14 protein-coding genes and 2 pseudogenes are annotated in these 12930 nt (G+C 70.9%); 6 read left to right on the forward strand and 10 right to left on the reverse strand.

The genetic code is table 11. From position 1 onward, the window contains the following. From ACH47X_RS03735 to ACH47X_RS03745, 3 genes and pseudogenes are all read right to left on the reverse strand, one after another. Nucleotides 1–242 (reverse strand): annotated as a pseudogene (locus tag ACH47X_RS03735) (HNH endonuclease); the annotation flags it as partial. Between the two features lie 356 nt (nt 243–598). Next, entirely contained in the window at nt 599–1690 is a 1092-nt protein-coding gene (locus ACH47X_RS03740) for a Gfo/Idh/MocA family protein (RefSeq protein WP_397401522.1), read from the reverse strand. 193 nt (nt 1691–1883) lie between these two features. Continuing rightward, a pseudogene (locus tag ACH47X_RS03745) lies at nt 1884–2680 on the reverse strand (aldo/keto reductase); the annotation flags it as partial. 196 nt (nt 2681–2876) lie between these two features. Here ACH47X_RS03745 and ACH47X_RS03750 point away from each other — a divergent pair. The 4 genes from ACH47X_RS03750 (at nt 2877) to ACH47X_RS03765 (ending at nt 4312) form a co-directional block, all read left to right on the forward strand. Next, entirely contained in the window at nt 2877–3386 is a 510-nt protein-coding gene (locus ACH47X_RS03750; RefSeq protein WP_397401524.1) for a MarR family winged helix-turn-helix transcriptional regulator, read from the forward strand. A gap of 14 nt (nt 3387–3400) precedes the next feature. Next, nucleotides 3401–3751, forward strand: a complete 351-nt coding sequence (locus tag ACH47X_RS03755) for a TraR/DksA family transcriptional regulator (protein WP_397401526.1) — start codon at nt 3401–3403, stop codon at nt 3749–3751. Between the two features lie 43 nt (nt 3752–3794). After that, complete coding sequence (locus ACH47X_RS03760; protein WP_397401528.1) at nt 3795–3983, forward strand: hypothetical protein; 189 nt, start codon at nt 3795–3797, stop codon at nt 3981–3983. A 101-nt stretch (nt 3984–4084) separates the two neighbouring features. After that, complete coding sequence (locus ACH47X_RS03765; RefSeq protein WP_397401530.1) at nt 4085–4312, forward strand: hypothetical protein; 228 nt, start codon at nt 4085–4087, stop codon at nt 4310–4312. Here ACH47X_RS03765 and ACH47X_RS03770 read toward each other — a convergent pair. The 6 genes from ACH47X_RS03770 to ACH47X_RS03795 form a co-directional block, all read right to left on the reverse strand. Beyond that, on the reverse strand, nt 4277–6574 hold the full coding sequence (locus ACH47X_RS03770; RefSeq protein WP_397402248.1) for a rhamnogalacturonan lyase: 2298 nt from the start codon (nt 6572–6574) through the stop codon (nt 4277–4279). The two genes, ACH47X_RS03765 and ACH47X_RS03770, sit on opposite strands and share 36 nt — an antisense overlap. Nucleotides 6575–6688: 114 nt before the next feature. Further along, the gene (locus ACH47X_RS03775; protein ID WP_397401532.1) at nt 6689–8215 is read right to left on the reverse strand and encodes an alpha-N-arabinofuranosidase; all 1527 of its coding nucleotides are present in this window, start codon (nt 8213–8215) and stop codon (nt 6689–6691) included. Nucleotides 8216–8385: 170 nt separating this feature from the next. Next, nucleotides 8386–9567, reverse strand: coding sequence for a glycoside hydrolase family 76 protein (locus ACH47X_RS03780; RefSeq protein WP_397401534.1), 1182 nt, complete (start codon nt 9565–9567; stop codon nt 8386–8388). A gap of 297 nt (nt 9568–9864) precedes the next feature. Further along, nucleotides 9865–10047 carry a hypothetical protein gene (locus ACH47X_RS03785; RefSeq protein WP_397401536.1) on the reverse strand — a complete coding sequence of 61 codons (183 nt, stop codon included), beginning with the start codon at nt 10045–10047 and terminating at the stop codon, nt 9865–9867. Further along, complete coding sequence (locus ACH47X_RS03790) at nt 10044–10247, reverse strand: Imm21 family immunity protein (protein WP_397401538.1); 204 nt, start codon at nt 10245–10247, stop codon at nt 10044–10046. The genes ACH47X_RS03785 and ACH47X_RS03790 overlap by 4 nt, the downstream gene beginning before the upstream one ends. Nucleotides 10248–10295: 48 nt before the next feature. Next, entirely contained in the window at nt 10296–10802 is a 507-nt protein-coding gene (locus ACH47X_RS03795) for a GNAT family N-acetyltransferase (RefSeq protein ID WP_397401540.1), read from the reverse strand. 392 nt (nt 10803–11194) lie between these two features. Between ACH47X_RS03795 and ACH47X_RS03800 the strand changes: the two genes are divergently transcribed. After that, nucleotides 11195–11653, forward strand: a complete 459-nt coding sequence (locus ACH47X_RS03800) for a methylglyoxal synthase (protein WP_142034818.1) — start codon at nt 11195–11197, stop codon at nt 11651–11653. 33 nt (nt 11654–11686) lie between these two features. Here ACH47X_RS03800 and ACH47X_RS03805 read toward each other — a convergent pair whose 3' ends face one another. Further along, the gene (locus tag ACH47X_RS03805) at nt 11687–12295 is read right to left on the reverse strand and encodes a TetR/AcrR family transcriptional regulator (RefSeq protein WP_397401543.1); all 609 of its coding nucleotides are present in this window, start codon (nt 12293–12295) and stop codon (nt 11687–11689) included. 72 nt (nt 12296–12367) lie between these two features. On the opposite strand from ACH47X_RS03805, the gene ACH47X_RS03810 reads away from it, so the two are divergent. Then, complete coding sequence (locus ACH47X_RS03810; protein ID WP_397401545.1) at nt 12368–12883, forward strand: DUF1992 domain-containing protein; 516 nt, start codon at nt 12368–12370, stop codon at nt 12881–12883. Nucleotides 12884–12930: the final 47 nt, after the last annotated feature.

The following is a 12930-nucleotide window of genomic DNA, read 5'->3' on the forward strand; positions in this document are numbered from 1 at the left end:
ACCACCCGCGCCAGCTCAGCCCCCGGCGCCCCGGCCAGCGCCTCCTGCAACACCTCGACCGGCCACAACCCCACCGGCCCGAACTCCGCAGCAGAGCCCGACACTCCGCCGGACACGGCGTCACACCACCCCGGCTCCGGCGGCACATCCAGCCCATGCCGCCCGTCATCGTCACCGAACAGCGCCTCACACTCAGCGAAGAACGCCGCAAGCCACGCGTCATCGGGCATGGTGCCGTCCACGAACGGATCCTCACGCACAACGGGTACCGAGCCCCCGCCGCCGTCCGACCACTGCCTGCCCATGCCACCACCTCCCCCGCCTTTATCAATACTCCAGCCACACCATTGCAGCGGACGTTTGTTCGATCCTAGACGGACCCACTGACACCCGCTCGTTCTTCTGCCCGCCGCGTAACCAGCCCCCACCGACGCGCACCAGAGGCCCGCCGTGGCAGCGACATCAGGACGACGTCGAGACACGAGGCCCGACACAAGGAGAACGGAGGACTACCAGGAGGCCGCCCCGACGCCGGCCGACGCGACCACCGCACAGCGCCCGACGTCGCGGGAGGCGCGTCGGCCCGGCCGAGACATGGCTACTGCCGCACGCCTGTACGCGCCGCCCGCTCGACCCGGGCGACCAGGCGACTGTTGTGGACGGCGCGGGCAAATCCCGGGGTGTGGTGGGTGCCGTCGGCGATGTCGCGTGCGAGGCTCGCGTACACCTCGCCCACGTTGATGGAGGCGCCGGTCCAGATCTCGGCCGCGGCGGGGCCCACTCCCGTGGCAGCCGGGAGATCGGGATCCTCGAAGTCCGCGCTCGAACTCAGCGTGAGGTCGCCGACCTGGACGCCGGCAGGGTGATCGCCGGTCAGCCTGAGCCACCCGTCGACACCACGGACCTCGAGGCTGAACCGGGCGTCGGGTGCCGCCACCCCGGCCAGGACCTGCACTCCCACCGGGGCACCAGAAGCCGTCTTGACGATCGCTTCGAGATGATCCGGTACCTCACGGGCGGTGGTGGTGCCCGTGTCGACCAGCTTCACCTCGGGCCAGAGGAGCTCCGTGCGCGCGTCGATCTCCGTGATGTCACCGAGGATCATCTCGACGACGTCGAGGACGTGGCCCACGGCGATCGTCATGAAGCCCGCTCCGGCTGCGGCCTTGTCGAAGTACTCGTAGGCGCTCACCGACTCCGGGCCGTTCCCGAACGTCGTCGCGGCGACCCGGGCCGACAGCAGCCGCCCGAGCCGGCCCTGGGCGATGATCTCGACCGCCCGGCGCACCGACGGGTTGAGGCTGCCCTGCAGCCCGATCGCCGTATGCAGCGATCCGGCGGCCGCGGCCATCTCCTCGGCTTCCGTGACGCTCGCGCCCAGCGGGGACTCCGAGTACACGGCCTTGCCCGCCGCGAGGGCGGCGAGCACCAGCTCACGGTGCGCCGGGACCTTCACGGCGACCGTGACGAGGTCGATCGACGGGTCGCCGATCAGCTCGTACGGGTCCGCGTACCAGCGGTCGGCCCCGAACAGCTCGGCGGCCTCCCGCGCACTCTGCTCCCGCCGGGTCGCCACCGCCGTGAGCACGAGCTGCGGCTGGGCCGCCAGTGCGGGGATGTGGGAGGCGCCGGCCCAGCTCGCCTTCGTGTCCGCGCCGATGATCCCGACACGGATCGGGTTGCTTGCCATGGTGTGTTGCTCCGTTCGGTCTGCTGTGGTCACCGCATGTCACTTCTTGTATCGACCCCTGCGGGGTCGTCCCTCACCGGCCGACGGCGGCCATGTCGTCGGGGTGGTGCCGGTCGCCGGACGCAGAGGGCAGGCCGTTCAGCCGGCCGACCTGGTCCGGGGTGAGCCGGATCTCGTCGGCGCCGAGGTTCTCCTCGAGCCGTGCGATGCGCCGGGTGCCGGGGATGGGACCGATGTCGTCGCCCTGTACCAGGAGCCAGGCCAGGGCGACCTGGGCCGGGGTGGCTCCGGCCTCCGCCGCCACGGCCCGGACCTCGTCCACGATGCGCAGGTTGCGTTCGAGGTTGCCGCCGGTGAAGCGCGGGTTGGTGCGCCGCCAGTCGTCCGGGTCGAGGCCGTCCAGGGAGCGGATGCTCCCGGTCAGGAAGCCGTGCCCCAGCGGCGAGTAGGCCACGAGACCGATCCCCAGCTCGCGCAGCACCGGGAGCACCTCGCCTCGGGATCCCGCGTCCAGAGCGAGTACTCACTCTGGACCGCGGCCACCGGGTGGACCGCGTGCGCCCGGCGGATCGTGGCGGGGCCGGCCTCGGACAGGCCGATGTGACGGACCTTGCCCTCGGCGACCAGGTCGGCCAGCGCGCCGACGACCTCCTCGATCGGGATGCCCGGGTCGACCCGGTGCTGGTAGTAGAGGTCGATGCGGTCGGTGCCCAGGCGCCGTAGCGACCCCTCCACGGCGAGCCGGATGTTCGCCGGGCTGCTGCCCGGACCCGGTCGGCCCGTATGGGACACCAGGCCGAACTTGGTGGCGACCACCACCTCGTCGCGGCGGTCCTTGATCGCCCTGCCGAGCAGCACCTCGTTGGTGTAGGGCCCGTAGACCTCCGCGGTGTCCAGGTGCGTGACCCCACGGTCGAGGGCGTGCCGGACGGCGCGGACGGCATCCTCCTCGGACTCCCCCTTCCCGGTGTAGAAGGCAGACATGCCCATGACCCCCAGGCCGAGGCTTGAGACCTCGAGCCCGCCGAGTGATGTGGTGCGCAACGGATGGTCCTTTCCCGGATCGGTCGCCGCGGGCAACGCCCGCGCGACCGAGTGAACTTGACGCTTCAAGATGAACTTGACGCGTCAATTTCTACCCCGGTGGAACTTGATGCGTCAACAACGCGGCCGTAGGCTGCATCGCATGACCTCGACCGCGGGCGCCCGAAGAGCCGAGCCACGCTGGCTGAACCAGGAGGAGCTGGCGGCGTGGCTGGCCAACTCCGCGATCATGATCAGCCTGCCCGCCGCCCTCGACGCCCGGATGCAGCGCGAGTCCCAGCTGACCTTCTTCGAGTACATGGTTCTCTCCGTACTCTCCGAGCAGGAGGACCGGACCATGCAGATGAGCGCCCTGGCCGTCCGGACGTCGGCCTCGCTGTCGCGGCTGTCCCACGTCGTCGGGCGGCTGGAGACGCGTGGGCTGCTCACCCGGTCCCGGATCCCCGGCCCAGGACGCCGCACGAACACCACGCTGACCGAGGCCGGCTACGACGTCGTCGTCGCGGCAGCGCCCGGACATGTCGCGGCGGTCCGCGAGTACCTCATCGACCCGCTGGAGCCCCGGGACCTGCAAGCCCTGCAGCGCATCGGCTCGGCGGTAGAGGCCGCGATCAACGGTGGACCAGTCCCCCGGGCCGCCGCCGAGGAGTGAGGGACGGAGGATCGATGGTCTCGGCCACGGAGTTTCACGAGCTGCTGCTCGCCGACCGCGAGCGCACCACGGAGGTGGTCTCGTCCCTCACCGCGAGCATCGCCTCGATGGTGGAGGCGACGCAGCTGTCCGCCTCCGACGACGAGCACGATCCGGAGGGGTCGACGATCGCCTTCGAACGCTCGCAGGCCAGCACCCTGCTCGCCACGGCGACGGAGCACCTGTCCGACGTCGACGCCGCCCTGGCGCGGCTCGACGCGGGCACCTACGGCCGCTGCGAGCACTGCGGACAGGCCATCGCCCGCGAGCGCCTGCTGGCCCGGCCCACGGCCAGGACCTGCATCGCCTGCGCCGCGGCGCGCTAGTGCCGTGGACCGCCGTCGCACCCGAGGACCCTAGGCTGCGGGCGTGAGATACGACCAACTCGAGGCAGAGGTCCTCAGGCTCATCGTCGGGGCCACCGACAGCAGTGTCCGCACCTTCGGCGAGCAGACGGTCACCCGCCTCGTGCAGCCGGTGCTGCTGCACGGCGCGGCGGAGGACGAGCTCACCCGAGAGGCCCAGGGTGCGCTCGCCACCGCCTGCGCGACGTCCTGACGATCAGCGCAGGCGAACTGCACGATGCGCTCGCGACGATCTACGACGGCATCCTGGTCGACGACGATCTCGATGCCGAGGTCCTGACCGCCATCAGCGCGTTGGCGCACTGGCACAGCTACCTGGAGCAGAACCGGCGCGGCGAGCTCTACGAGCTCGCCATCCGCTCCATCGAGGACGTCGACCACCAGGTGTCCGCCGATCTCGACGACTTCCTCGCCGCACCGGAGATGGCCGCCGAGTACGAGCGCATCCGCCGGCTGCTGGAGCCCGACGGGACCGCGTCGAGCGACTCACCCACGGGAACCAGCCGGAACGGGCACCCGTGACCAGTCGGTGTCGGACGCGAGGTAGAACCCCGGGTGCGACGGCTGGTTGTAGGTGGTCTGCTGCCGCGCCACCTCGGCACGGTACTGCGGGTCGTGCAGCAGCGTGTACATCTTGATCCCGCTCACCTCGGTGGACGTGTAGACGCGCAGGGCCGACGAGTCCGCGGTGGGCGTCACCAGCTCCTCACGCCAGTCGCCGAGGATGTCGGCGACGAGCGACGGGTTGCCCTTCCAGTAGTTGTTGGTGCGCGTGCCCTCGGCGGTCAGCACCGTGCCCCGGGTCCAGTCCTCGATGGTCGGCGTCTGCTCGCGGTCGCCGCTCACGACCTGTGTCGTGCCGTCACCGGCCCACCGGATGCTCTGGTTGAGGCCCGGCCCCGTCTCCTCGATCCGCTCGCCGGTCGCGCTGAGCAGGCCGGCCGCCTGCGGCCGGTCGTCGCCCGCCCGCGCGCTGCGCCAGACCTCCAGGCCGGGCACGTCCGGTCGGACGTCGCCCAGGAGCGCGCGCCCGGTGTCGACGCCGGAGTACACGCCGAACAGCGCCTCCCCCGTGGCGGCGTCGCGCAGCACCGAGCCGTACGGCACGCCCGCGCCGCCCTCGTGGCAGGTCCAGATCTCCAGGCCCGGGCGGGACGGGTCGACGTCGGTCACGTGCATGGCGTCGCCGTGTCCCAGGTTCTTCACCGCCCCGGGGTCCGACGACCCTTCGGGCAGCACGTCCGACGACGAGTACAGCAGGGTGCCGTCGTCGTCGAGCGTGGCCGCGCCGTAGACGATCTCGTGCCTGCCGTCGCCGTCGACGTCCGCCGCGGACAACGAGTGGAACCCCTGGCCCCACAGCTGCGTGAGCTCGTCGTCCGGATCGGGTCGGACGCCCTTGTTCTCGCTGTCCAGGAACGGGTTCTTCATCGGCCTGAACCCGGAGTCCGCGACCCAGCGCGTGGTCAGGCTCCGTCCGTCCCAGTCGTAGGCGACGATCGCGGCCCGCGTGTAGTACCCGCGGGCGAAGATCGCCGACGGGTGCTCACCGTCGAGGTAGGCGACGCCTGAGAGGAACCGGTCGACCCGGTTGCCGGGCTCGATCCGCGTCCACTCGTAGTCGCCCCAGCGCAGGCCGTCGTCGGTGCGCCCGGGCTCGTAGTCGACGGTCTCCAACGGCCTGCCGGAGCGGCCGTCGAAGACGGTGAGGTACTCCGGTCCCGTCTGCACGAAGCCGGCGAAGGTGCGCAGGTCGTTGCGGTCCGACCGGGCCGGTGCCCACTCGTCGATGTAGTAGTCCACCAGGTCACGCGCGTCGCCCTGCGACAAGGGGTAGGCGTACCGCGGCGTGATGCCGAACGCCTCCTCGAGCGTCGCCGGCCACTGCCCGCCGCGGACCTCGGGCTCGTCGGTCCATCCCTGGAACAGCTCCACGAGATGGTCGGCGTAGTCCGCCGCGCTCCAGCGGAAGTCGGACTCGTTCGTGACGCCTGCCCTGCGGTCCTCCCGCGAGATCGGCACGTACCGCTCCCCGGCGGGCCGGCCGCCGCGGTAGGTCGTGACCTTCGTGCCGGGCGCGGTCTTCACCATGACCTCGGCCCGCCCGTCGCCGTCGAAGTCGTAGACGGGGAACTGCGTGTAGTGCGCGCCCGCCCGGACGTTGACCCCCAGGTCGATGCGCCACAGCTGGGTGCCGTCGAGCTCGTAGGCGTCCAGGTACGCGTTGCCCGTGTACCCCTTCTGCGACACGTCCTTCGAGTTGGACGGGTCCCACTTGAGCACGATCTCCAGCGCGCCGTCGCCGTCGAGGTCGGCCGCCGACGCGTCGTTGGCCGAGTAGGTGTAGCTCTCCCCCGCGGGCGTCACGCCGTCGGCGGGCTTGTTCAGCGGGACGTCGAGGTGGCCGTCGGACCAGGCGGTCACCGGCGCGCTGCGCTGCCCGATCCGCTCGGCGCCGGCCTCGCCCCGCGTCACCGGCGCGACGGCATACCGGGACGCGGCACCGCCGTCGGCGTCGACGTAGCTGGTGGAGTCCGTGACCGTGGCGACCCGCCTGCCGTCGCGGTAGACGACGAAGTCCGGCCCGGCCATCCCGGTCTCGGTGTGTCCCGTGACCTCCTCACCGAGCAGGCGCCAGGAGAGGAAGATCCCCTCGCCGGCGCTCGCGGCGACGAGCCCGCGGTCGAGATGTTCGAGCTGTACGTTCCCGGCGCTGCCGGCGTCGCCCCCTGGGCCGGGCTGCGCCCCTGCCGGGCCGCCCCCGACGGCGAGCGCGCCCACCATCAGCACGGCCACTGCTCCTACGGTGGTTCTGGTCGTTCGCACAGCTCATTCCTCCCTGCGTCATCGCACTCCGAGCAGCTCGGAGAAGGACTGGTTCGGGTCGAGCGAGAGCGGTCAGGCCAGGCCCAGCGAGACCGTGACGTACGAGTGCGCGGGCAGGTCGACCTCGAGGCCGCGCGGGTGCGGTCGGACGCCGTCATGCCGGGCCGACGCGACGGCGTCCGGCTGCGCCGCGGTGTTGTGCGCGCTCAGTGTCGGGCCGGTCAGTACCTGAGCGGTGTGCTTCAGCAGGTCGCGGCCGCGCAGGTCCAGGACGATCGTCCGGTCCTGCTCGACGTCCAGGTTCGTCAGCGACACCAGCGCGGTGTCACCACGGGTGGACGCCGACGCCGAGAGCGTCTCCAGCTCGACGTCGTCCACCGCGGACGTCGGCACCTCGCCGCGCCAGTGGACGTCCAGGGCGTCGGCGTCGTGGTGCCCCGTGTTCATCGCGAACACGTGGTAGGTCGGCGTCAGCACCAGCGCGTCGGTCTCCGGGTCGGTCAGGATCATCGCCTGCAGGACGTTGACCGTCTGGGCGATGTTGGCCATGACCACCCGGCCGGCGTGCCGGTGGAAGGCGTCGAAGTGCCGGCTGGCCACGACGGCGTCCCGCAGGGTGTTCTGCTGGTACAGGAACCCCGGATCGGTGCCCGGCTCGACGTTCCACCACGTGCCCCACTCGTCGACGACCAGGCCGACCCGCTTCTTCGGGTCGTACCGGTCCATCACCGCGCCGTGCCGGTCGAGCAGGTGCTCCATGTGCGCCGCGCGGGCCAGCGCCCGGTACCACTCCTCGGTGCCGAACTCGGTGGCCGAGCCCTTGTCCGACCAGGGGCCGGTCATCGTGTAGTAGTGCAGGGAGATGCCCTGGAACGGGGCGGAACGCCCCTCGCCGTCCTCCAGCGGGTCGAAGGACCGCATCAGGGTCTCGGTCCAGTGGTAGTCGTCCACGTTGGCGCCGGCGGCGATCCGGTACACGTCGTTGCCGGCGTGCTCACGCACGTAGGTCGCGTACTGCCGCGCGAGCGAGGCGAACTGCTCGGCGCGCAGGTTGCCGCCGCAGCCCCAGGCCTCGTTGCCGATACCCCAGAACGGCACCCGCCACGGGGCGTCCCGTCCGTGCTGACGGCGCAGCGTCGCCATCGGCGAGTCGTCGCCGCGGGTGAGGTACTCGATCCACTCGCTCATCTCGCGCACGGAGCCGGAACCGACGTTCCCGGACACGTACGGGTCGGCGCCCAGCAGCTCGCACAGCGCCATGAACTCCTGCGTGCCGAAGGAGTTGTCCTCCACGACGTCGCCCCAGTGGGAGTTGACCATCCTGGGCCGCTCGTCCCGCGGACCGACGCCGTCACGCCAGTGGTAGTCGTCGGCGAAGCACCCACCGGGCCAGCGCAGGTTCGGGATGGCGATGGCCCGCAGCGCCGCCACGACGTCGGAGCGGATGCCGCCCACGTTCGGCACGTCGGAGTCCTCCCCCACCCAGAAGCCGCCGTAGATACATCTCCCGAGGTGCTCGGCGAAGTGGCCGTAGATGTGCCGCGAGATGGTGGCGCCCGGCAGGTCGAGATTGATGACGGCCGTCAGATCGGTACCCATGGAGCTCTCTCTCGTCGCGTCGTTGCGGGCGGGCGGAACGTCGGGATCCGCGCTCTGTCACGTTGTGCGACATACTGTCATGAATCGATTCATGGCCGTGCTGACCGTGCCTGCGGGCGGCGTCCGCGTCCTCCGGGTCGGCTGACGGCGCCGGCCGACCCGGAGCCGGCTCAGTACAGGATGGACGCCTGTCCGCGGGGCCAGGCCAGGGTGGCGTAGATCTGGACCATCGCCGCCTGCTCCAGCAGCTCGGTGTGCTCGTCCCCGGCGTTGAACAGCCCGGTCGCGGGTTCGCGCTCGGTGCGCCACTGGTGGTCCGCGTAGTCCGCCATGGCGTCCCGGTACTTCGTGCCGCCGGTCACGGATTCCAGCAGCAGGAGGTTCTTGAACCAGATCGAGTTGAAGAACATGGGCTGGCCGTCGAGCCGCCCCTCGGTGACGTAGTAGCGGTAGGACGCCGCCGCGATCGCCTTCGCCTTGACCAGGTACTTCTTGTCGCCCGTCGCCTCGTACAGCAGGGTGTAGGTGCCCAGCGGGACGCCCTGGTTGTACGACCACTGCGTGCGGTCGATGGACCCGTCGAGCTTGATGTTGTCCCAGTAGAGGCCGTTCGGGGCGAGCAGGTGCTCGTCGGTCCACCCCACCATGCGCAGGGCCCAGTCGAGGTAGTCGCGCTCCCCGGTGATCATGAACAGGCGCGTGGCGAGCTGCGCGCCCGGCATCGTGGAGACGGTGTTGCGGTCGGTGCTCCACGTGGCCTGGGTCCAGAAGACACCGCCGGGCGCGGGGTGCGACGGGTCGGTGTCCCACCCGGAGACCACGAGCTCGAAGATCTCCTCGGCGCGCCCCAGCGCCGCCTCGTCACCGGTCGCCAGGTACTGCTGCACCTTGGCGAGCGCGACCCACTCGTTGTCGTCGTAGAACATGTCGCCGCCACCGCCGTACGGGGCGCGCGGGTACGAGTCGTAGCCGGGCAGCCCGGTGGTGCCGCCGTCGGCATTCCAGAAGTGCTCCTGCCCACGGGCGACGTCGGCGAGGTCGTCCGCGAACGACCGCCCTGCGGCCCCGGGCAGCCCGGTGAGGTCGAGCGTCGCCACGTGCGCCTGGGAGTGCGGCCACTCGAACGAGTAGGTGCGGTCATCGGCCCCGCTCGGGTACCGCTCGCGGAAGAGGCCGGAGCCGTCGTCCGCGGCCATGTACTCCTGCATCGCGTCGTACGAGGCGACCGCCCGCTGCACCTGCGTGCGCGGCGACACCGTGGAGGCGTCCCCGACCTGCGCACCGGCAGGGGCCGCCGCCCCCAGTGCGCAGGCCAGCGCGGCGATCGTGCCGGCAACTCTGGTGAACCTCATCGTTCGCTCCTTCGTTCGGTGGTGCTAGGTCACTCGGTGGGGTGCGACACGGTGGATGTCAGCGCTGTCATCCCGACGAGCGCGTGTGCGGCGTCTCCTCCTCGGCTCGATCCCTACGTCACCCCTGCGGCCGAGACCGCCGGGCGATCTCGGCTGCCCGTGCTCGGCCCTGAACGGTGTGGCCAGACGCGGCCCCGCGAAGTCTCCTTCGACTCCGACCGGTCCGTGGCGCCCGGAACACCCGGCGGACAGGTTATGGGGCCCGAACCGGACCGGTCAACGACGTGCGTGGCCGCGCTACGGGGCCGGCACGTCTGCCCCGGCCTCGCAGGCAAGGCAGAGCAGGGTCGACTCCACGACTCCGCGGCGCACGAACCGTTGACCCAGCTCGACGGTGAACTCGTCGCACACCGGGCACGACCACGGGCCGTTCTCGCCCTCCTGCACCGAGCTGATGATGTCGCTCCATCCACTGCTCACGGCGTGGACTCTATCGGGACGAGCTTGACCAATCGGCACGCGGCGGAACCCTCGTCGACCGTCCCCAGGTCGTAGACCGAGCAGGCGAGGTCGTAGTCGGGGCCGCGATAGCCGGACCACTCGGGTACCGAGGCCGCCTGAATCACGACCATCGGGCCGCCGGTTGATTCGAGCCACTTCATCCGGTAGATCTCCTTCATGGGAGGCAGCAGCGCGGACGGCGCGCCCTTGTTCGAAAAGGCGGCCGGTCAAGGCCGGAGATTCTTGGTGAGCATGAGGGTGACGTCGTCGTCGATGCGCACCGTGCTCCCGGGCTCGGCCGGCCGGCCCGCCGACATCAGTCCGCGCCCGTCGAACTGGTAGCCACGCGCGACGTACAGCCGCATCGCGGATCCGTAGTCCGCGTAGACGCCGACACCCAGTCCGGCCACCGGGCTCCGGGCGGCGATCAGGGCCTCCAGGGCATCGAGCAGCGCCGTTCCGACGCCCTGCCGGCGGTGGTCCGGTAACACGTTGAGGTCCTGGATCTCCGGGATGGACCCGTCCCGGAAAGGAGGGTAATCACTTCGCCAGGACACGCAGCCGTAGCCGGCGAACTGCCCGCCTGACCAAGCGACCAGGACGACGAGCTCACCGGACTGCTGGCGAGCGAAGTACGCGGCGTAGTCCTCCTCGGTCTTGCCGGGCCAGCCGAGCGCTCGAAACGCCGCGGCCATCGGCGGGGCATCGTGCAGCGTCAGCGGTCGAAGTTCCACGTCCACCCGGGCGACCGTAGCGGCCGGGCCGTCGCGACGGCGAACCATTAGCCCGGGCGGCTCGGGCGGGCGTCATCCCCCAATCGGTTATTTCACCCGTCCCGGAGCGAACCCAGGACCCGCGACCCACATAGGCTCCAGGCAGGGCAGAGGCCCGGGGCTGACCCGGGTCGGGACCCGAGCGCGGGGTCTGGGCCCGCGCTCGGGCAGGAGCGGGACACCCGGCCTGGGGGACGGGGGTCCCGCTCCTTGGGCTCGGGGAGCCGCCGCGACGGTCGGGACGGCGCAGCACGACCCGGGTGACAACGTCGGGCAGCGGCCAGATACTTCGAGTACGACGCCTGCGCCGGGGTGAGCGCGACGACCTGCCCCGGCGCCGATCGGAGGTCTCGATGAACCCGGCCGTCAAGCAACGTCACATCGCCCTGGTCGCGCACGACAACATGAAGGTCGAGCTCCTGCGCTGGGCCGAGTACAACCGGGACACGCTCGCCGAGCACCAGCTCTACGCGACCGGCACCACCGGCACGATGCTCGAGTACGAGCTCGGCCTTCCCGTGCACCGGTTCCTGTCCGGACCGGTCGGCGGGGACCAGCAGATCGGGGCACGGATCGCCGAGGGCGGACTTGACATGCTGATCTTCTTCTGGGACCCGCTCGAGGCCCAGCCCCACGACCCGGACGTCAAGGCCCTGCTGCGGATCGGTGCGGTGTGGAACGTGCCCATGGCCTGCAACGTGGCCACCGCGGACATGATCATCTCGTCACCGCTCCTGTCCAGCGACTACGAGAACCGCCGACCCGACCTCACGCCCCGATCCTGGGACCAGACCGCCGAGGACCCTGCCTGAGCCGACGGACACGCCGGGGCCGGCGCCTCTGCCTCAGGGCCCGACGAGGGAGCCGAAGAGGCGGTCCAGATGCTGGTCGATGGCCGCCAGCGCAGCCCGGGGTTCGATCACCTCGAGCTCGAGCAGCGGGGTGAACCCGGTCAGCGCGATGATCAGGTCCGTCTCGACGTCCGGGTCCCGGTCCGGGGCGATCTGACCCTGCGCGATCGCCTCCCGGACAAGGCGCTCGACCATGGAGCGGCCGTCCCGGAGCCCGAGGGTCGCCTGCTTGCGCAGTACCGGATCGTGCAGGGCCTCCAGGACGTAGGCGGCGCTCATCCGGGACGAGGCGCGGGCATCGGCGTGCAGGGGCAGCATCTCCGTGAGCACCAGTCGCAGCACGTCCCTGGGGTGCGGAGGCTGGTCGAGCGTGGCCAGCCCGCGGGTGATCCGGTCGGCGGTCCGGTCGGCCGCGAACTCCATCGCGAAGATCAGCATGGCCGTACGTGACGCGAAGTAGTGCTGCAGCATCCCCAGCGAGACTCCTGCCTCGCCGGCGACCTCACGCAGTGTCGCCCGGGTCCAGCCGTGCTGGTCGACGACCCGCCACAGCGCACGGGCGATCGCCTCGCGTCGTTCCTGGTGGTCCACCAGCTTCGGCACCCTGACCCCTTCCCGTTTGCAATACAGATGACATAATACACGCGTACCGCAAAACCATGAGACGGAGCGCCTATGACCGACCCGCACCCGCCACCCCAGTTCTTCAACCCGTACGCCGTCGCCATCGACGAGGAGGTGGCGATCGCGCTGCTGGCCGACATGCACATCCGCAACGCGATCGAACGTGGCGAGTTCGACGACCTTCCCGGCAGCGGCAAGCCGCTCGACCTGCCCGACCGGCACGATCCCGACTGGTGGTTGAAGAACCTCATGAAGCGCGAGCGGATCGTGCTGCTGCCGCCGTCGATCCAGCTGCGCAAGGAGGATGCCGCGCTGGACGGACGACTCGACGAGCTGTGGAGCGAGGCGGAGGTGCGTCAGGAGATCGAGGAGTTCAACAAGCGGGTGCTCCGCGGGCGCTACCAGCCGCCTGCCGGCCCGCCCCTGGTCACCATGCCGCGGGACGTCGAGGCGACGGTTGCCGCCTGGGCGGATCGCAGGGCGCGGGCCGCGGAGGCCCGAGCGAGAGCTCGCGCGGAGGCACCTGACGAGAGCCGCCGTCGCCGACGACGCAGGCGGCGCCGGTAGCCGGCAGCCGGTGTCGACGTCGACGGCGAGGGTCTCTGCCCCGCACG

The sequence above is a fragment of the Promicromonospora kroppenstedtii genome (genome assembly GCF_044389675.1).
In the GTDB taxonomy this organism is placed as follows: Bacteria; Actinomycetota; Actinomycetes; order Actinomycetales; family Cellulomonadaceae; genus Promicromonospora; species Promicromonospora kroppenstedtii.

Excerpts from the sequence above, each read along its gene's own strand:
- ACH47X_RS03800 (WP_142034818.1), top strand. The coding sequence starts at position 11,195 with ATGAACCCGGCCGTCAAGCAACGTCACATCGCCCTGGTCGCGCACGAC.
- ACH47X_RS03750 (WP_397401524.1), top strand. The coding sequence starts at position 2,877 with ATGACCTCGACCGCGGGCGCCCGAAGAGCCGAGCCACGCTGGCTGAAC.
- ACH47X_RS03770 (WP_397402248.1), bottom strand. The coding sequence starts at position 6,574 with ATGGTGGGCGCGCTCGCCGTCGGGGGCGGCCCGGCAGGGGCGCAGCCC.
- ACH47X_RS03775 (WP_397401532.1), bottom strand. The coding sequence starts at position 8,215 with ATGGGTACCGATCTGACGGCCGTCATCAATCTCGACCTGCCGGGCGCC.
- ACH47X_RS03780 (WP_397401534.1), bottom strand. The coding sequence starts at position 9,567 with ATGAGGTTCACCAGAGTTGCCGGCACGATCGCCGCGCTGGCCTGCGCA.
- ACH47X_RS03790 (WP_397401538.1), bottom strand. The coding sequence starts at position 10,247 with ATGAAGGAGATCTACCGGATGAAGTGGCTCGAATCAACCGGCGGCCCG.
- ACH47X_RS03740 (WP_397401522.1), bottom strand. The coding sequence starts at position 1,690 with ATGGCAAGCAACCCGATCCGTGTCGGGATCATCGGCGCGGACACGAAG.
- ACH47X_RS03755 (WP_397401526.1), top strand. The coding sequence starts at position 3,401 with ATGGTCTCGGCCACGGAGTTTCACGAGCTGCTGCTCGCCGACCGCGAG.
- ACH47X_RS03810 (WP_397401545.1), top strand. The coding sequence starts at position 12,368 with ATGACCGACCCGCACCCGCCACCCCAGTTCTTCAACCCGTACGCCGTC.